Here is a 17,510-nt window from a genome sequence, read left to right as displayed (position 1 = left end):
GTTCGTAGGTTGCGCCTTGGGCATGGCTTATTGATATAGATTCCAAGTGTAGATTCTGAGCAAAAAACTCGAGCGTAGGTTGGTCAACCATATCGGTCACATGGGTTCAATCCTATCGGTCATCCTGGTTCGGTCATACGTTGGTGTACATGCTGGGGGCGTGGGTATCGGTTGAGTAATCTACGGATGAGGCGAGATGGGGCCATCGCCTAATAGTCACCTAATAGTCAATAGCCTCATTGGTTTCAAGCCGCATTCGCAAGCCTCATTGCATCTGGTTCATGGTTAACCCTTCCAAGCTCTTTACGGCGTGCCCGCTGTCCTCTTCCCAAAACTGCCATTCTTAACCACCTGCCATCCTTGATTTGTTTATGTCTCCTACTTCCACACCCGCCGCTCCCAAAGTTTCCAAGGTCGAAGGCATCAAAGAGCGCAGCCACGGGCTGAGGGAGCCTGTCGCCACCGAGCTGCGGCAAGATACCACCCACTTCACCGAAGACGCGGTGCAGATCCTCAAGTTTCACGGCTCCTATCAGCAAGACAACCGCGACAACCGGGTCAAAGGCCAGGAGAAAGACTATCAGTTTATGCTGCGGACGCGCAGCCCCGGCGGCATTATTCCTACCCAGCTTTATCTGGCGCTGGACACGCTCTCGGAGCAATACGGCAACCACACGCTGCGGGCGACCACGCGGCAAGGCTTCCAGATTCACGGCATTCTTAAAAAGAACCTGAAAACGGTGGTGGCCGCCATTGTCCGCAATCTGGGGTCTACGCTTGGGGCTTGCGGCGACTTGAATCGCAACGTCATGGCCCCACCCGCCCCGTTCAAGAATCGCCCTGAATATGCGCTGGCTTGGGAATATGCCAACAACATTGCGGATTTGCTGACCCCGCAGACGGGGGCTTACTACGAAATCTGGCTGGATGGCGAAAAGGCGATTTCCGCTGAGGAGCATCCCGACGTGGTGGCAGCCCGCCAGCGCAACGGCAATCGCACGATTTTTCATAACCATGAAGAGCCGATCTACGGTACGCAGTACATGCCCCGCAAGTTCAAGGCCTGCGTGACCGTTCCTGGCGACAATTCCGTTGATCTGTTTTCGCAAGATCTGGGTCTGGTGGTGATTACCGACGAACAGGGAAACCTGGAGGGCTTCAACATTTACGCGGGCGGCGGGCTAGGGCGGACGCACAACAAGGAGGAAACCTTTGCGCGGGTGGCTGACCCGATTGGCTATGTCGATAAAGCCGATATTTACGATGCGGTGAAGGCAATCGTGGCGACGCAGCGGGATTACGGCGATCGCGCTGAGCGCCGTCATGCCCGTATGAAGTATCTGATCCACGACTGGGGCGTGGATAAGTTTCGCAGCATGGTGGAGAGCTATCTGGGCAAACCGCTGCAACCGCTGAAGCCGCTGCCGCCGTTTGAATATAAAGATTTTCTGGGCTGGCATGAGCAGGGCGACGGCAAACTGTTTTTGGGCATTTCGGTAGAAAATGGTCGCGTCAAAGATGAGGGCACGTTTCAGCTAAAAACCGCTCTGCGCGAGATTGAGCAGACCTTCGCGCTGCCCATGCGCCTGACCCCGCATCAGAACATTCTGCTGCACGACATCGAACCGGGCGATCGCCCCAAGATTCAAGCCATCCTGACCCGCTGCGGCATCCAGGCAGAAACCGACATCGATACGCTGGTGCGCTATTCCATGGCCTGTCCGGCGCTGCCCACCTGCGGACTGGCGATCGCCGAATCGGAACGCGCCCTGCCCACCGTGCTGGAGCGGATTCGCGCCCTGTTGGATCGCGTGGGCCTGCCCGATGAGCATTTCGTCGTGCGGATGACGGGCTGCCCCAACGGATGCGCCCGCCCCTACCTGGCGGAAATTGGCTTTGTCGGCCAAGCGCCGGATGCTTACCAAGTCTGGCTGGGGGCCGATCCGCACCAGACTCGACTCGGCCTAGTCTACATGGACAAAATGCCGATTCAAGACCTGGAAAAAACGCTGGAGCCGCTGTTCGTCTTTTTCAAACAAAAGCGCAACGCCAACGAGAGCTTTGGGGATTTTGCCCACCGCGTCGGTCTAGAGGCCTTGCGCCAGTTTGCAGCGAAGTATAAGCCTGGCCAGGTCGCCAAACCCGCCCGCCCTGGCAAAGCCCGCTACCGCATCGGCATCCGCGATGAGGTGTATGAAAAGCTGAAGGCGATCGCCACGGACAAAGGCCTCTCCATGACCGACATCACCACCCAGGCGCTAGAGGAATACCTGAAGCAGTTTGACCGCTAGCCGCAGGTCAACACTCTGGGCAAGCGCTCTGGGCAAGCGCTCTGGGCAAGCGCTCTGGGCAAGCGCTCTGGGCAAGCGCTCTGGGCAAGTTAGACCGAATCTTTGGGACTGTTGCCATGACCCAAGCTCTATCCCTTCCACCCAGCAGCGATGCGTCCAGACGGGCGTAAGCTGGGACAGCTTCCAGGCGATTCAGCGGGGGTTTGCCGATTCGCCTGGGGTGCGGCTGTTTTATTACCAGGGAGAGCTAGAGGTTTTGTCTACCTCGCCAGAGCATGAAATTGTCAAGGGCAACCTGGGCTATCTGCTCGAAGATTACCTGTTAAACCAAGGGATCGAATTTGTCTCAACGGGGTCGTTCTCTCAAGAAAAGGAGGCGATCGCCTCGGTGCAGGCTGACGAGTCCTACTGCTTTGGCGAAAAGAAATGGATTCCAGATCTCGCCCTCGAGGTGGTGTTCATGAGCGGCGACCCGAATAAGCTCAGGCGATATCCAGCACTGGGCGTTCCCGAAGTATGGTTCTGGGAAGAGAGTCAGATTCGGCTCTACCAGCTTGATGGCGCAAGCTATCAGCCTGCGGCAACCAGTCAATTTATTCCCGGCATCGACCTGCGAAAACTGGCCCAGTGTGTCGCGATTGAATCCAGGCTGCAAGCCGTTCGAGCATTCAGAGCAGAAGCCTAGGAGCAGCATCATAAAAGCAGAAGCTGAGTGCAGAAGCTGAGTGTGTATTGCATCGTCTTCAGCCACCTTTGGGAATACTGGATTGAATAATTTTTTCGGGATGTTCGATAAGTCTCGTCATCTGGCTCACTCCCGCTGGCTGGATGACGATCTGCTTTTGAGAAAATCCGCGCAGGATAAGTCGAGTCGGCAGTCTATCGACTCGCCATGACGATTTGTTCGCAAGGCTGCGGCTCTGCTTTGCTTCGGCTTACGATGTATTTTTTGATGAGGTCAGCACCATTGATTGATTGCGCTGATTTCAGCGAATCCGTCTACCCGCTATCCTTCTTGTTGACTAGGACGGTTCACTGACGGTTGGCTGACAGTCGGTTGACGATTGGCTGACGATTTAATTTTCCTCTTACTAAGGACAAAAGGCGGCACAGGGTTCATAAATTTTATGTGAGGAGATAAAGTCCATGCAACGGTTCTACCATTTGCCTATGATGTCGCTGAGCGTGCTGACGAAGGTCGCAGGAACGATCAGCGTGGTGTTGATGTCTGCGCTGTCGGTTCAGGCAACTCCAGAACTCTTGAAAACTCATCAGGATACGCTTCATCCCCAGCAGGACGGAGCCGATGTAGCAGGACTTGCACTGTTGGCCCAGGCGGGGCAAGTGCCCGAATCGCTGGAGCGGCTTGAAGCAGAGGCGACGCGCAGCCAGGGGCGGGGTCTGTCTGGTGTTCAGCCGTCTGCGCCAGAGCCGGAAACCGTCGTCGCGCCCACGCCAGACGCTTCGACCCGCGCTGAGGATTTGTGGGTCGAAGAGACGCTAGAGGTCGAGCCGACGGTTTCCCCCCGAAATGCACCGGATGGGTCTGAATCGCCTATCCTTGTGCCCGCTCAGCGGCAGTCGTCTCTGACGGCGCTGGATTCGGAGGCGATCGCCCAAATCCCTGCCCTATACGACTTCGAGCAGGGCAACGCGCTCCGCTTTCAGCTCGCGAGCGATCTGCCTGATCCCACGGCGCTACAAAGCCCCCTGCGGCGGCGTGTGGTGCGGACGACGATCCAAAGCACGGGTTTGTCAGCGGTGGCCAGCCTGCGGCAACCCCTCAGCGCAGACAGCTACATTCACCTGGCGGTGGTGGGCGGCACTACGGCACTGGGAGCCGATCTGGGCGTGGTGTTTGGCAACTTTGGCGCAAATGTGTTTAGCCAGCGATCGCACTTGGGTGCGTTCAAAGGGGGCGATCGCGACGTAGACCTGCCCACAGGCGACACGCCCTGGATTCACCGACTGGGCGGCGGCGTGGAATATACCTTTTCGATTGGCAATGAAATCGAGTCGGCGCTGGGCGTGACCTATCAGCGGGTGTCGGTGCGCGACGATTTCTTTTCAGACAATATCTTCCCCAGAGACGAGGACGGCAATCGCTTCACCCTAGAAAACAATGGGATTGACGACCTAGTGAGTGTGGACTTTGTGGCAGCGGTCGATCGCCGCAACGACGGGGCCTATTCTACCGAAGGCTCCCTGCTGCGGTTTGGAGCGAGCCAGGGCTTTCTGATCGACACGGACGATGCCTTTACCCGGTTCACTGGCTCTTATACCCACTACCTGCCGTTGAATCTGTTCGGCTTTGATCGGGGGCCTCGGACGCTGGTGTTAAACGTGCAGGCGGGCACAACCCTGGGCGATGTGCCGCCCTATATTGGCTTTAACCTGGGCGGCAACAACTCGGTGCGGGGCTTTTCGGGCGGCGGCATCAGCACCAGCAGCAGCTTTATCCAGGCAACCGCAGAATATCGCTTTCCGGTTGCCCGGTTGAACCTGTTTAACCGCGATATCGACCTGCGTGGCATCCTGTTCATCGACTACGCCAATGACCTAGGCACGGCCGATGACGTGATCGGCGAACCCGCCATCGCCCGCGACAAGCCGGGGGATGGTTTCGGTTTTGGGGCGGGGTTGCAGGCTCGCACGCCACTGGGCTTTGGTCGGCTAGAGTTTGGCTTTACCGACACAGGCGAGAGCAGGTTGATTGCCACCTTTGGCGATCGCTTCTAGCCCATGACGGGAGAAGAGAGGAAAGAAGAGAGAAAAAAGAAAAACGAAGAACGAAAAACGAAACTTCTTCGTTCTTCCTTCTTCGTTCTTCCCTCTTCCCTCTTCCCTCTTCCCTCTTCCCTCAATGCTGCCACACCCGCACGGTATTATCCGAGCTGCCGCTGGCGAGATAGCGACCGTTGCCGCTGAGGGCGATCGCATTCACGCTATCGCTATGCCCCACCAGGGTATCGATCAGCCGCCCGCTGGCCACGTCCCACAGCTTGATTGTGGCATCGCTGCTGCCGCTAAAGAGAATCTTGCCGTCGGGACTGAACGCCAGGGCATTCACCTCGCGGGTGTGGTCGGTGAGGTTGTGCAGCAGTTCGCTGGTTTGCAGATTCCAGATCTTGACGCTCTTGTCGCGGCTGCCGCTGGCCAGCGTCAGGTTGTCGGGGTGGCAGGCGAGGGCATTCACCGCGCTGACATGGCCCGACAGCAGGCGAAGCTGTTCGCCCGTTTGCAGGCTCCAGATCCGCACCTTGTTGTCTAGCCCGCCGCTGGCAAAGGTGCGCCCGTCGCGACCGATGGCGATCGCCTTGATCATGCTCAGCACCCCCGGCAGCACCTTGACTACCGCGCCATTGGCCAGGCTCCACAGGCGAATCGTCCGGTCTTCGCCGCCGCTAATCAGCAGTCGCCCGTCAGGGCTAACGGCCAGCGCATTCACGTCGCGGCTGTGGCCCGACAGATTCCGCAAAGGCGCACCCGTGGGCAGATACCAGGCTTTGATCAAGCAGTCATCGCCCGCGCTCAGCAAGGTGCGCCCGTCGGGGCTGATGGCTACGGCATTGACACCGCGGCTATGGCCCGCCAGGTTAAACAGCAGGTTGCCCTGGGTCAGGTTCCATACCTTTACCGTGTCGTCTAGGCTGCCGCTGACCACGACCGACCCCGCTTCGTCCACTGCCACGCTTGTGACCCAAGAGCCATGCCCCACCAGAGTATGAATACAGCGCCAGCCTGAAATTTGCGGCACTGTGGGACGCACCAGCGGCGGGCGCGAGGTGGGCGGCGCAGAGGTAGGCGGATTGGACGGGCGGGCAGGCGAGGCGACCGGGGACGCAGCTCGCTGAGGTACAGTTGCCTGGGGTGACGCTGCTACACGGGGCGACGGAGAAGCTGAGGGTTGGGCAGAAGGCTGAGGAGCGGGCGATCGCCCCGGCCGGCTGGTTGGCATGAAATAGTCCGCATTCAGATCGCGCATCACCTCATCGGCCGACTGATAGCGCTCCGACACCAGATCCTTCAGCATTTGGTTGAGCATGTGCGCCAGTTGGTCGCTGACCAGCGTGCCCTTTTCTGCCAGGTATTCTCGCCAGGTCCAGCGACCCTCCAGCGGGTCATAAAGATTATCTGGCCGCACTTGCGTCATCAGGTGAATGCAGGTCGCCCCCAGGCTGTAGAGGTCGCTGGCGGGATAGGCGCGACCGCTGCGAAACTGCTCGATGGGTGCGTAGCCCTCTGTGCCGATGCGGGTTCCTGTGGCGACGGGTGCATCGCCAAGCTGTTTAGCCACGCCAAAGTCGATGAGAACCAGGCGGCGATCGCCCTGTCGCCGCAGGATATTGGTCGGCGTAATGTCGCGATGGATCACCTGGCGCTGATGCACAAACCGCAGCACCGGCAGAATATCCGCCAGCACCTCTCGAATCTGGCGCTCTCCAAACGCCCCGGTCTGCCGCATTTCCTGGAGCAGGCTCTGCCCCTCGACAAACTGCTGCACCAGGTAGAGATAATTGTCCTGCTCAAAATAGGCCAGCAGCGTGGGAATTTGTGGATGCTCGCCCAGTTCATCCAGCCGCACCGCCTCCTGGTTGAACAGCCGCACCGCTTTTTCTAGCGACTTTGTGCCCTGCACCTGGGGCGAAAATTGCTTCACCACGCAGCGCGTCCCCAACCGATCCTCATCCAGCGCCAGATAGGTGCGCCCAAACCCCCCCTGTCCGATGGGGTACTGGGGTCGATATCGTCCCCGCAGGAGTGGCGTGAGCGTGGCTCCGCAACTCTGACACACGTTGGCATCGTCAGGGTTCTGAGGACTTTTACACTTGGGGTTTAGGCAACAAGTCATGGTGGTAGCGCACTGAGGCTCGTATGGTTCATTGTCCCCCGGATCGGAACGGAGCGACCAAGACAACGACTCCGCTGCCTCCAGAGATTCCCGACTCGGCTGGTATTGCTGGCTGAAACCCCATCGTCAAAAAGCTTGTCCAAGAGCTTGAGATGCTTTAGGCATAAAGCTTTTAGACATAAAGCCCTGAGACATAGAGCTTAAGCATGAGCAGCAATACCCGCGCCTTCCTGCTCAAGATAGATGGTTTGGTTCCGTTTGGTTTGGTTCTGTTTAGTGCGGCGGCACAAAGCAGTCTGGCGATCGCGCTCCGTTCACGCTTCAAAGCAACACCCTTCGCTAATGCTAACCCCAAGCCCGCCGAATGGAAAAATTTGGTTAGGATTTCGGGACGTGGGATGAGGAATCTTGCCCCGGATTGGGCGATCGCCGCTGCACAATGCCCTGCCGAAACCCCAGCACCACCAGCACATTCGCCAGGGTCAAAAACGCCTCTGCGCTGCCGTGTAGCCAGTCCACGTTGGCCAGCGACTCACCCACCACCCGCTCCGCGTAGATTCCCGCTGGAATCGTCACCGCCACAAACACCAGCGTCATATAAAACCCCACCAGCGCCAGTCGGGGCGTGTTGCCTGCCTTTGTCAAAAACCATAAAAAGCCGAGGTAGGGGAAGAGCGACAAGGCGAAGAGGGTTTCTTTGGAAAACATTGCAGAGAGCAGGGTGGGAGTTTTGCAAACTAGACTGGAGATCGGGAAGAGGAGGCGATGGCGGTTGCGGATGTTGACGAGTCGCGGTTGCGGCTCTGATGGCATCTGAGGAAAGTCCGGGCTCCCAAAAGACCAGACCTGCTTGGTAACGCCAAGTGCGCGCGAGCGTGAGGATAGTGCCACAGAAACATACCGCCCAGGCAATTTTGGATTGGCGATGGGCGATTTTGGCGGCAACCCAAAATCCAAAATCCAAGATCCAAAACTTGGGTAAGGGTGCAAAGGTGCGGTAAGAGCGCACCAGCAGCGTCGAGAGGCGCTGGCTCGGTAAACCCCGGTCGGGAGCAAGGTCGAAGGGGCAACGGTTGGTCTTTTACCGGCTCCGAGGTGCAGTGTACACTGCATCTGCCAATCCGCTAGAGGTGTCTGGCGACAGGCATCCCAGATAGATAACTGCCCTCGGCTGGCTTGCCAGTGCGAGAACAGAACCCGGCTTATGTCCGCCTCTTCCCTCCCATTTTTTCTATATTTTGAAGGCGATCGCCCTCCTAGCTGAAAGATCCGCAGTTTGCCAGGTCTTGCGGTCTGCTAAAGCGGCGATCGCCTCCCAATCGTCGCTTCATCTGCGACAGATACTCGCTAGATGCCCACTGTCGCAATATCTGAACGGTCTTGGATTAGCGTTAAATCAGCAGCACGGTGCCGTTTTCGTCAACCGACAGGTTAATCGTGCCCGAATCGTCCGAAAGCTGTTCGCTAACGATGACTTGAATCACGTTATCTTCCACCAGCACGTCTACACTCAGCCCGATGCCAGTTCCGAGCGGATAGACCAGCAGGTTAATCGGCAGCGGCAAAAAGCTGGTGGTCGTCGTGCCAAAGGCGGTTTGGCTATTGGGGGCAATTTGCCGTTCGGCGGAGGCGGGCTGCGTCAGGGCGGCGGCAATGGTAGCCCGACCGCCGTTGATAATTTCGATCCGAATGGGACGCGCCGGGTTGACGCGGCCGACTCGCTCTTCGCTGATTTGGGCAATTTGCGAAGCGCTGCCTACGGGAATCGCCTCTGGTGCGAGGGCTGTTGCTGTCTGAGCCTGGGCTGGGGCATCCAGCGGCAGCCCAATCGCTCCAACGAGGGCGATCGCGCTTGCGAGCATCAACTTCAAGCTCATGCTTAAAGTTTGGTGCGATACCCGGCTCAAAGTTATAGTCATGCTCAATTTCATGGGTTTTCTAGAGTCCTAGCTCAAAAAAATTTAATTCTGCCGACTGATGCCGACTGATGCTAACTTCGATTGACTTTGGTTGACTAATTGTTGCGGCGTAAAGGGGCCGATTCAACCACGCTCCTTCGTCCTGAGCAACATTAACACCTGCCCAGATTTTCTGAGGATTCGCAGCACGACACCAACTTTTTTCCAAACCATGCAATAATACTTATTGACTGAAGGGGAGTAGCTATCCGGCGCATTCCGGGAACCTGAATCAACACACTGGGGATGACCCTGGTTCAGGTAATGCATTTGGGCTGTCGCTAAGAGCGCTGACCGAGCATTCAGTGAGACCTTCACTAAGTCCACCGTTAGAGTGGGCTTGGTGGAGTGCGCTGCCTCTCATCGAGTCCACTCAGGCTTGTACCTTTATCCTGAGAGGAGATGAGAGCATGATCGAGGCAGGTTTGTATCAGCCGGGTCTGTTCGAGGCGTTTGTTGCGGGGCTGCTGCTGATTACGGTTTCAGAACTGGGCGACAAAACTTTTTTCATTGGCGTGATTTTGGCAACACGACATCGGCGATCGCTCGTCTTTTTGGGCGTAGTGGGTGCGCTGGCGGCGATGACGCTGATTTCGGTGATGATGGGGCGCGTGGTGTCGCTGTTTTCGCCAGCGGTTGTCTATTACGCTGAGATAGCACTGTTCTTGGCGTTTGGAATCCAGCTTTTGATCAAGGGCTGGCGCATGGCTGACGACCCCTGTACTGAGGCCTGCGAAGAGGCGCTAGAAACCATCACGCAGTCGGAACAAGTGCTGCTCAAGCGGCCGACCAATCTGGCAGTGGTTCTGCAAGCCTTTGGGCTAACGTTTTTGGCAGAATGGGGCGATCGCACGCAAATTGCCACTATCGGTCTGGCGGCGGCTAAAAATCCCCTTGGGGTATCGGTCGGCGCAATCCTGGGACACGCCATTTGCGCGGCGATCGCCGTCATTGGCGGCAGGCTGATCGCCGGTCACCTGTCAGAAAAAACGCTGACCCTGCTTGGTGGCGGACTGTTTCTAATCTTCGCGGCGATCGCCACCGCCAACGGCGTTTAACACTCCAACCTCCGATGAACTCCGCATGAAGCTCACCACTCGCGGACACTACAGCGTCAAGGCCCTGCTGGATTTGGCCCTGCAACCGGGCGGCGGGCCAGCCTCTGTGCGGGCGATCGCCACTCGACAGCAGCTTCCTGCGCCCTACCTAGAAAAGCTGCTGATCGAGCTGCGGCAGGCAGGATTGGTAACATCGGTGCGCGGTGTGCAGGGCGGCTATCAACTGGCGCGATCGCCCGCCCAGATTTCGCTGGGGCAAATTCTAGAAGCAGTCGGGGAGCAGGTCGATCCGCTACCACGCCACAGCCCCGACACAGACCAGGCCGAAGACTGGGTAACGCTAACGCTGTGGCATCGCCTGCACGACAAGCTGCGCGATGCCCTGCACAGCATTTCCCTTGAAGATCTATATTTTGATGCCAAAAGCCACCAGGCGATTCAGAGCGAAACGCCCCACTTTATTGTGTAGTATTGCTGTGTAGTATGCCGTGTAATGTTTCCGTGCAGTGATCCTACCTCTAGTTTGTAGTGCAGACTTTAGTCTGCTTAAGTTTGTAGTGCAGACTTTAGTCTGCTTCAGACAGGACAGCCCTAAATTAGGCGACTGAAGTCACCACTACAAGCGTCCAACCTATTTCCGCAGCTGTGAACTAGTGATGCTAGCTGGCGGTGCAGTCGCGCAGTGCAGCATCGTCCAGCAGCATTATCTGGAAGCATCGTCTAGAAGTATTGCCCAGAAGTATTTCCTGACCGTCGCAGAACTCACGATTCCTCTTCGTCCTTGGGGCCGACGGCCATTTGCACAACGAAGGGAACGCCACCCTCTCTATGGTAGCGATCGCCCCATTCCCGCAACACTTGATCCAAATCGGTCAGCGCGTCTTCGATCCGGTCTTCAGGAATGTCCAATTCTTCCAACACTCGCAATACGCGGGGCTGATACTCCGCCCAGTCACGCATCAGGCGGAAGTAACGAGCAGTGTCTTCCACCATGATGTAGGTGCGCTCTTCGCGGTCGGCCGGCGAATAGAAGGCGCGGGTGAGCGCATAGAACGGCATTCCCCAGGGCGAATCTACCCGCGTCACCGTACCGGAGTAGAGCAGGCGGCGCTTGATATGCTCCGACAGGGCTTCGCTCATGGGCAGGCGGCGGTCTTCGGGCAGGTCTTCCTGTGATCGCTCGTGCAGAAACTCGATGATGTCCATGAACTGGAACGAGTTGATCAGCTGCGCGTCGGGCAGGTTGGGCGGCAGTTTCTCTTCAATCTGGCGCTTTTCTTCCATGGTCAGGCTGCTGCCCGCAATGCGCGATCGCCCCGGCTGCCAGGGAAACTGCTCCATCCACACGTAGGGCAACTGAATCAGGTAGCGCGGCTCCTGAGAACCCAGCATCTTCAGGAGCTTGCCTTCGGTGAGTGCCTGACGCACCTCTTCCACAATGACCTTCACCCGCTTGGGTTCGATGTGGTGCAAATGCCCCGTCATCCGCAGGTTTTGATCCTGCTCTAGATAGGTCATATAAATCGCGCATTTGGCAGCGGTGGCTGCTGCGTCTAGAAATGCGCCGTGGCGATGTCCGCCCGTTCGCATTGCGCTGAATGCCAGGTAGAGCATGATCTGATCCATCGCACTCGGACTCAGGCGCTTGATCAGATCCAAATCATTAGTCATCTTGTTACGAAGAGCCGTTGCAATAAGTGGGTATCAGAATATCTGCAGACTGTACGATTGGCGACGTACAATCCTTCCGAAAATACCCCTAGCTTAAACCATATCGCCAAATTCTGAACAGAGCTTTAGCGGGTCTAAGCTGGAGGCTGCAAGGTTTGCAAGTCGCCATGGCAATCCTGCAATCTTGTTGCGATCGCCGCTCAACAGGTTTCCCTGCTAACGCAGATTTGTAAATCAGACAGGTAGTGGTGCTCCCTTCAAACAGTCTGGCGATCGCCCAATCCCGGCCAAGGCTGGATCAAACTTTTTGGGCAAATCGGCGAACTTTCGCTTCGTAAACTTGGAAACCGTAGTTCTAGGGCTTATAGACGTTTTCTAACCGGAACGCTTTGCACAGGAGAATGATTGCTACTGATTTGACAAACTGCATCTGAGCGAACAAACCTGACTCTGTTATACCAGGCGTTTCCTGAGCGATTCACTAGGCATTTGCCGGATATTTTCCGAAAATTTGCCGAGTTTTGGCGGAATCTTTGCCACGAGCCGTCAGGAAATTAGCTGGGACGCTGATCAGATACTTGTGCGCTAGAAGTTGGCAGGGAGTGATGCGATATCGCTGTATTCAGTTTTCGGGCAATTCAGTCACTTAAACGGTTGCTTGAGCAGGCGAGGCATTTCGAGTGTGCAGCCGCAACAGGTTAGGGCTGCTCAGGAGCAAGTCGTCGTGCAACGTCCGCTGCCGCGATGGAATTGATCGCTAGCAGGGGGCGTAGCGCCCGTTGCCATTTGGCTATAAATCGACCGAGAGAAAGAGGCCGAGGGCAGATTTGCATCAGCCAGAGTGCTAACGAGCGCTGGCAGCGCAACAAACAGGATTAATAAGTTGGCGGTCAGCATGAGAGCATCCGTGTAAAGGTTTCTACTCTCTGTTACGGAGACCCCTCAAACTGATCAGGAAAACTCGTTAAAAGAGTTACGTTTTCTGCTAGAAACCAGCCGCCTGATAGATTGACTTTTCCCAAAAGGTTGGCCCACTGCGGCGTTTGGAGTTGCCGAAGCTGCGCGTCAATGTCTGCATCCAGCGTGACTAAGGTTAACGACAGGGCGGCAGAGAGGGGACTGGGTAGGGCTTGGGCAGTCCGCAGGGAGGCGATCGCCCCTTCCGTCAGTGTTACTGTGTAGGACTGCGGCGCGAGGGGATGAATCAGCCCCCGCACGGCTGGCGAGGTATTTGTAGACATGGGCTGGGGCGATCGCGCCTCTGCCCTCACCAGGGGCGATTGCCCTGGCACATTGCCATCGGTCGGATACTGGTCGGGATGATCCAGGTAATGGCGCTGCCAGTGCAGCCAGTCGGGATGATCTGGCGGCAGGTTAAACAGCGGCACCACGGCAGCCGGAGCCGCGGGATCTGCTAGCAGCGCCTCTTGCAACTCGCGCACGGGCAGGTTGTGAGGGGAGCAGCCTCGCTCGATGCACAGTGCCGCTGCCATGCCCGCTGCCTGCCCCAACCCCAGAACGACGGGCTGTAGCCGGGTTGCGCCATTAGCAATGTGCGATACGGAGATATTCTTCTCGCATACCAAAAGCCCTTCAACCGCTTCTGGCACCAGGCAATCGTAGGGCAGGGAAAACAGCGTCCCCGTCCAGCGCCCGCCCCAGCGCAGCGACTTGGGATGCGGCGGAAAGTCGTAGCCCGGATAGTGGTGATCGTTGGGATAGTTGCCAAGGGCGATCGCCGTGGGTTCTCCCTGCTCATTTACAGGCAGCGCAGCTACCTGTCCCCCCGGAATTGGCAGAATGTCTGGCTCCGTGACGAGCGATCGCCCCCGCAGCCGCCGACTCTCGCGGTAGTAGGGATGCAGCGCAAAGGCACTGCTGCCCATTCTGCGCGGCGCTGCCGGAAAAGTTTTGTCCGCCAGCCCATAGCGTCGCCCCAGTTCGGTTTGGATGAAGTGGGCAAAGCCCTGGGCGTGGTTTCGGGCCTCTTGATCGAACTCGCGCCGCGCTTCAGCAGACTGCACCAAGCGGTTCAAGTTGTGCCCATAGTCGTTGCCGTGATGGGGCCAGTTGATCATGAAGCGATCGCCCGGCAGCCGCCCGTAGTTGAGAAATTTCTCCGGCCCATAGCCATCCCACGCGCCCTCAAAACGGGTTGAGTCATAGTCAGGTGGCGGCGGAATTTTGGGAGCCTCCGCTTCGCCAAAATCTTGCAGCACCACAACCCAGGTGGGCGCTTGCACGGGATATTGCTCCGTCAGCAGGGTCGGTTGCAGCGGAGCGCTCGGTTCGTTCCACTCTGGCTGAAACTCCCAACCCCAGCGGTGGGGCACGTCGCCCAGCGCCAGCAGGTCGCCGAGTTCCGTGCCGTCGAGGGTGATTTGCGCGTGGATGGTGAACTCCTGAAAGCGCACGCCCGTAATGCGATCGCCCTCGCGTAGCACCGCCAGCGGCGTTTGCCCCGTGATCCAGCGCAAATTGGGGAGCGCCTGCACCCATTCAGCAAAAATTGCTGCTCCGACACCCGGATCGTAGGTAAAGAAACTGACCCAGGCGTGATCCAGTCCACCCGGCTGACGCGCCGAGAGCGATTGCAAAAATGCCCCCCAGAGTCCAGTTTGGAGCGATCGCAGTTCATGGCCATCGGGAGCGCTAACCCCAGCACTGGTGAGCATTCCTCCTAGCCAAGAGAACTCGCTCACCAACACCACCGCCGCACCGCGCCGCGCCGCTTGGATTGCCGCCGCTGTGCCGCCCGTACCGCCGCCGACGACTAAAACATCCGTAGTCAAGCTATCCAGACTGCTATTCCTCGTCTTCTAGCTCGTCGTAGTCTTCCTCATCTGCGTCCGGCGGCGCAACCGAGTTTGCAGACACCACCGCACCCATCTCCAGTTTTTGGCGCACTAGCTGATCCACCTCTTTGGCAAAGTCGGGATTTTCCTCCATATACTTAATGGCGTTATCGCGTCCCTGGCTAATGTTCTCGCCGTTGTAGCTATACCACGCCCCTTTGCGAGTCACCACGCCAGTCTCTTCCGCCAAATCCATCAAGCAGCCGTAGGTGGAAATGCCCTGCCCAAAAATCACGTCAAACTCTGCTACGCGAAACGGCGGCGCGACCTTGTTTTTGGCGACCTTGACCTTAGCACGGATACCATACTCTTCCGTGCCTTTTTTCAGGGTTTGAATCCGGCGGATGTCCAATCGCACCGAGGCATAGAACTTCAGCGCATTGCCGCCTGTGGTGGTTTCGGGGTTGCCGTAGGAAATTCCGATTTTTTGCCGAAGCTGGTTGAGAAAGATGACGCTACAGCCTGTTTTGCCGATATTGCCTGTGATTTTGCGAAGCGCCTGACTCATCAGCCGCGCCTGCAAGCCGACGTGGGTATCGCCCATTTCGCCCTCAATTTCAGCACGGGGCACCAGCGCTGCCACCGAGTCCACCACAACCAGATCGATGGCGGTAGAGCGCACCAGCTGATCCACAATCTCCAGCGCTGCTTCCCCCGTATCGGGCTGGGACACCAGCAGGTTGTCAATATCCACGCCCAAGTTCGCCGAGTAGGTCGGATCAAGTGCGTGTTCTGCGTCTACGAAGGCAGCCGTGCCGCCGGATTTTTGCACCTCGGCGATCGCATGGAGTGCTAGCGTGGTTTTCCCAGAACTCTCTGGCCCGTAGATTTCAATCACCCGTCCCTTCGGCAGCCCGCCGCCTAGCGCCAGATCCAACGTCAATGCACCCGTGGGAATAGTTTCTACCTTCATGCGGCTGGCATCGCCGAGACGCATGATCGTGCCTTTGCCAAAGTTGCGGTCGATTTGGGACATTACCATGTCCAGCGCTTTCCGCTTTTCGGCGCTTTCTTTGGATTCTTTGGGTTCCGATACTTTACTATTGTCAGTCGCCTTAGCCATTAGGGCCTCTTCTAGATGCAGGAGGGGACAGATGCAGGAGGAGTGAATGGTCTTTAAGAACAAACCGTCCGGGAAAGCACGCAGTCTGGAGAAATCAACAGCCTATGAAAACAAACAGCCAAAATAGCTGCTTTATTTCAGCGTCAGAGATGGATGGATGATCTCAGATGGATCTCTCAGATGGATCTCAGTTTAGATCTCTTGTTGGGTTCGGAAACGCCTCTTTTGAGTCTAAATCTGATTTTGTTTGAATTCGATTTATTCGATGTTTTTGATTTATTGGGGTTTAATTCGCGATTAATGTCTCAAGAAGCTTTAAGAGATTCAATTCATAAACTGAAATTAGAAACCCGGATACGTCTGTACTATTATAGTACAAGAATCTCTCCTCTGGCACCTGGCCAAGTCGCTGATCTAAGCTGATCTTCTAAGGTCTATTGATGAGCCGACGGTTAAACTCCATCGACTCTAAGAAGACTCTAAATTATGCCCAATGCTCAACCTCTAGCCCCCAGTTCTTGCCGTGTCTTCTTCTCTGCACTACCGTAATACGGCCCTGTCGGTGGCGGGGCTGACCACCTATATCCAGTCTCTACTCGAAGACGATGAGCAGCTTCAGCAGGTTTGGGTCACGGGCGAAGTGTCGAGTGTGAATTCCCATCGCAGTGGTTTGTTTCTAACGCTGCAAGACCCGGATGAGCAGGCAGCAATCAACGCGGTGGTGTGGAACAGCCAGCTTGATCGGCTGGCGGTGATGCCTGTGCGGGGTGAGCAGGTGATCGTGCTGGGGCAAATCAAGGTGTATCCAGCGCGGGGCAGCTATCAGCTCACGATCTGGCAAGTGCTGCCAGCGGGCGAGGGGCTGCGATCGCTCCGTCATCGGCAACTGCGGAATCGGCTGGAGGCGGAGGGGCTGTTTGACCGCGATCGCAAGCGGCCGCTGCCACCGCATCCCCGCGTGGTGGCAGTGGTCACGTCGCCTCAAGCCGCCGCCTGGGGCGATATTCAGCGCACGCTGTCGCATCGCTATCCAGGGTTGCGGGTGCTGCTGTCGCCTGCGATGGTGCAGGGCGAACTGGCTCCGCCCTCGATCGCCCAGGCGATTCGCCGGGTTGAGCGGGACAGGCGGGCGGACGTGCTAATCCTTTCGCGGGGCGGTGGCGCAGCGGAAGACCTAGACTGTTTTAATGACGAGCGCGTGGTGCGGGCAGTGGCGGAGTGTGCCATCCCAGTGATCACGGGCATTGGGCACCAGCGGGATGAGTCGCTGGCTGACTTGGCGGCCGACCTATGCGCCCACACGCCAACAGCGGCGGCTGAGGCGGCGGTTCCGATTCTAGATGACCTGGTGGAAGAGCATCAGCAGCGGTGTTTGGCGCTCTACCGCGTTGCCGCCGAGCGGATTGAGCAGGCGCAGCGGCATGTTGTACGACTGCGCGATCGCCTTTCCCGACTAAGGCTCGACCGCCAGATGCAGCAGCGCATCCAGGTCGTTGCGTCCCTGCGCCAGCGGCTCATCCGCAGCACCCAGCAGCGGCTCCAGCAGTCCCAGCAGCATACGCTTTACCTGCGCCAAACCCTGCAAACCCTCGACCCGGCAGTAGTCCTGCGTCGCGGCTATGCGGTGGTGCGGCAAGACAATGGGGCGATCGCCCGCTCCACCGAAACCCTCCACCCCGGCGATACGCTGACGATTACCCTGGCTCAGGGTGAACTGATTGCCGAAGTGAAAAGCATCTCATAAGACACAATATGTACATGT

At 57.4% G+C, this 17,510-nt stretch carries 13 protein-coding genes and 1 other RNA gene; 7 read left to right on the top strand and 7 right to left on the bottom strand.

Annotation, left to right across the window (positions count from 1 at the left end; genetic code table 11):
- Positions 1–371 precede the first annotated feature (371 nt).
- From sir to O77CONTIG1_RS10390, 3 genes are all read left to right on the top strand, one after another.
- Positions 372–2,291 carry a sulfite reductase, ferredoxin dependent gene (sir, locus tag O77CONTIG1_RS10400; RefSeq protein ID WP_068510351.1) on the top strand — a complete coding sequence of 640 codons (1,920 nt, stop codon included), beginning with the start codon at positions 372–374 and terminating at the stop codon, positions 2,289–2,291.
- Complete coding sequence (locus O77CONTIG1_RS10395) at positions 2,281–2,976, top strand: Uma2 family endonuclease (RefSeq protein ID WP_225894739.1); 696 nt, start codon at positions 2,281–2,283, stop codon at positions 2,974–2,976. Before sir ends, O77CONTIG1_RS10395 begins: the two co-directional genes overlap by 11 nt.
- 461 nt (positions 2,977–3,437) lie before the next feature.
- Positions 3,438–5,030 (top strand): BamA/TamA family outer membrane protein, encoded by a 1,593-nt coding sequence (locus tag O77CONTIG1_RS10390; protein ID WP_084782487.1) that lies wholly within the window; start codon positions 3,438–3,440, stop codon positions 5,028–5,030.
- A 121-nt stretch (positions 5,031–5,151) separates the two neighbouring features.
- Here O77CONTIG1_RS10390 and O77CONTIG1_RS10385 read toward each other — a convergent pair whose 3' ends face one another.
- Both O77CONTIG1_RS10385 and O77CONTIG1_RS10380 read right to left on the bottom strand, forming a co-directional pair.
- On the bottom strand, positions 5,152–7,143 hold the full coding sequence (locus O77CONTIG1_RS10385) for a serine/threonine-protein kinase (RefSeq protein WP_068510348.1): 1,992 nt from the start codon (positions 7,141–7,143) through the stop codon (positions 5,152–5,154).
- A 378-nt stretch (positions 7,144–7,521) separates the two neighbouring features.
- A complete protein-coding gene (locus tag O77CONTIG1_RS10380) occupies positions 7,522–7,851 on the bottom strand; it encodes a DUF3593 domain-containing protein (RefSeq protein WP_068510346.1) in 330 nt (109 codons plus the stop codon).
- Between the two features lie 47 nt (positions 7,852–7,898).
- On the opposite strand from O77CONTIG1_RS10380, the gene rnpB reads away from it, so the two are divergent.
- An RNA gene (rnpB, locus tag O77CONTIG1_RS10375) (RNase P RNA component class A) lies at positions 7,899–8,366 on the top strand.
- Between the two features lie 168 nt (positions 8,367–8,534).
- Here the strand turns inward: rnpB and O77CONTIG1_RS10370 are convergent.
- Positions 8,535–9,008: a hypothetical protein gene (locus tag O77CONTIG1_RS10370; protein ID WP_156435140.1), complete on the bottom strand. Its 474-nt coding sequence runs from the start codon at positions 9,006–9,008 to the stop codon at positions 8,535–8,537.
- A gap of 503 nt (positions 9,009–9,511) precedes the next feature.
- Here O77CONTIG1_RS10370 and O77CONTIG1_RS10365 point away from each other — a divergent pair.
- Together O77CONTIG1_RS10365 and O77CONTIG1_RS10360 are read left to right on the top strand one after the other, a co-directional pair.
- Positions 9,512–10,159, top strand: coding sequence for a TMEM165/GDT1 family protein (locus O77CONTIG1_RS10365; RefSeq protein ID WP_068510339.1), 648 nt, complete (start codon positions 9,512–9,514; stop codon positions 10,157–10,159).
- A gap of 25 nt (positions 10,160–10,184) precedes the next feature.
- Complete coding sequence (locus O77CONTIG1_RS10360) at positions 10,185–10,628, top strand: RrF2 family transcriptional regulator (protein ID WP_068510338.1); 444 nt, start codon at positions 10,185–10,187, stop codon at positions 10,626–10,628.
- Between the two features lie 293 nt (positions 10,629–10,921).
- Here the strand turns inward: O77CONTIG1_RS10360 and hetR are convergent, their stop codons facing one another.
- The 4 genes from hetR to recA all read right to left on the bottom strand — a co-directional run bounded on the left by hetR (position 10,922) and on the right by recA (position 15,748).
- Positions 10,922–11,830: a heterocyst differentiation master regulator HetR gene (hetR, locus tag O77CONTIG1_RS10355; protein WP_068510337.1), complete on the bottom strand. Its 909-nt coding sequence runs from the start codon at positions 11,828–11,830 to the stop codon at positions 10,922–10,924.
- A gap of 708 nt (positions 11,831–12,538) precedes the next feature.
- On the bottom strand, positions 12,539–12,727 hold the full coding sequence (locus tag O77CONTIG1_RS24450; protein ID WP_156435138.1) for a hypothetical protein: 189 nt from the start codon (positions 12,725–12,727) through the stop codon (positions 12,539–12,541).
- Between the two features lie 32 nt (positions 12,728–12,759).
- Positions 12,760–14,622, bottom strand: coding sequence for an FAD-dependent oxidoreductase (locus O77CONTIG1_RS10350; RefSeq protein ID WP_317134245.1), 1,863 nt, complete (start codon positions 14,620–14,622; stop codon positions 12,760–12,762).
- Positions 14,623–14,635: 13 nt separating this feature from the next.
- A complete protein-coding gene (recA, locus tag O77CONTIG1_RS10345) occupies positions 14,636–15,748 on the bottom strand; it encodes a recombinase RecA (protein ID WP_068510335.1) in 1,113 nt (370 codons plus the stop codon).
- 523 nt (positions 15,749–16,271) lie between these two features.
- Here recA and xseA point away from each other — a divergent pair.
- A complete protein-coding gene (xseA, locus tag O77CONTIG1_RS10340) occupies positions 16,272–17,492 on the top strand; it encodes an exodeoxyribonuclease VII large subunit (protein WP_068510334.1) in 1,221 nt (406 codons plus the stop codon).
- Positions 17,493–17,510: the final 18 nt, after the last annotated feature.

The organism is Leptolyngbya sp. O-77 (assembly GCF_001548395.1).
GTDB lineage: Bacteria > Cyanobacteriota > Cyanobacteriia > Elainellales > Elainellaceae > Thermoleptolyngbya.
This window is presented reverse-complemented; position numbering and strand designations above follow the sequence as displayed.

Bases quoted from the DNA above. Each gene is read 5' to 3' on its own strand.
- recA (WP_068510335.1), bottom strand. From the start codon at position 15,748: ATGGCTAAGGCGACTGACAATAGTAAAGTATCGGAACCCAAAGAATCC.
- hetR (WP_068510337.1), bottom strand. From the start codon at position 11,830: ATGACTAATGATTTGGATCTGATCAAGCGCCTGAGTCCGAGTGCGATG.
- O77CONTIG1_RS10365 (WP_068510339.1), top strand. From the start codon at position 9,512: ATGATCGAGGCAGGTTTGTATCAGCCGGGTCTGTTCGAGGCGTTTGTT.
- O77CONTIG1_RS10385 (WP_068510348.1), bottom strand. From the start codon at position 7,143: ATGACTTGTTGCCTAAACCCCAAGTGTAAAAGTCCTCAGAACCCTGAC.
- O77CONTIG1_RS10390 (WP_084782487.1), top strand. From the start codon at position 3,438: ATGCAACGGTTCTACCATTTGCCTATGATGTCGCTGAGCGTGCTGACG.
- O77CONTIG1_RS24450 (WP_156435138.1), bottom strand. From the start codon at position 12,727: ATGCTGACCGCCAACTTATTAATCCTGTTTGTTGCGCTGCCAGCGCTC.
- O77CONTIG1_RS10380 (WP_068510346.1), bottom strand. From the start codon at position 7,851: ATGTTTTCCAAAGAAACCCTCTTCGCCTTGTCGCTCTTCCCCTACCTC.
- O77CONTIG1_RS10360 (WP_068510338.1), top strand. From the start codon at position 10,185: ATGAAGCTCACCACTCGCGGACACTACAGCGTCAAGGCCCTGCTGGAT.
- sir (WP_068510351.1), top strand. From the start codon at position 372: ATGTCTCCTACTTCCACACCCGCCGCTCCCAAAGTTTCCAAGGTCGAA.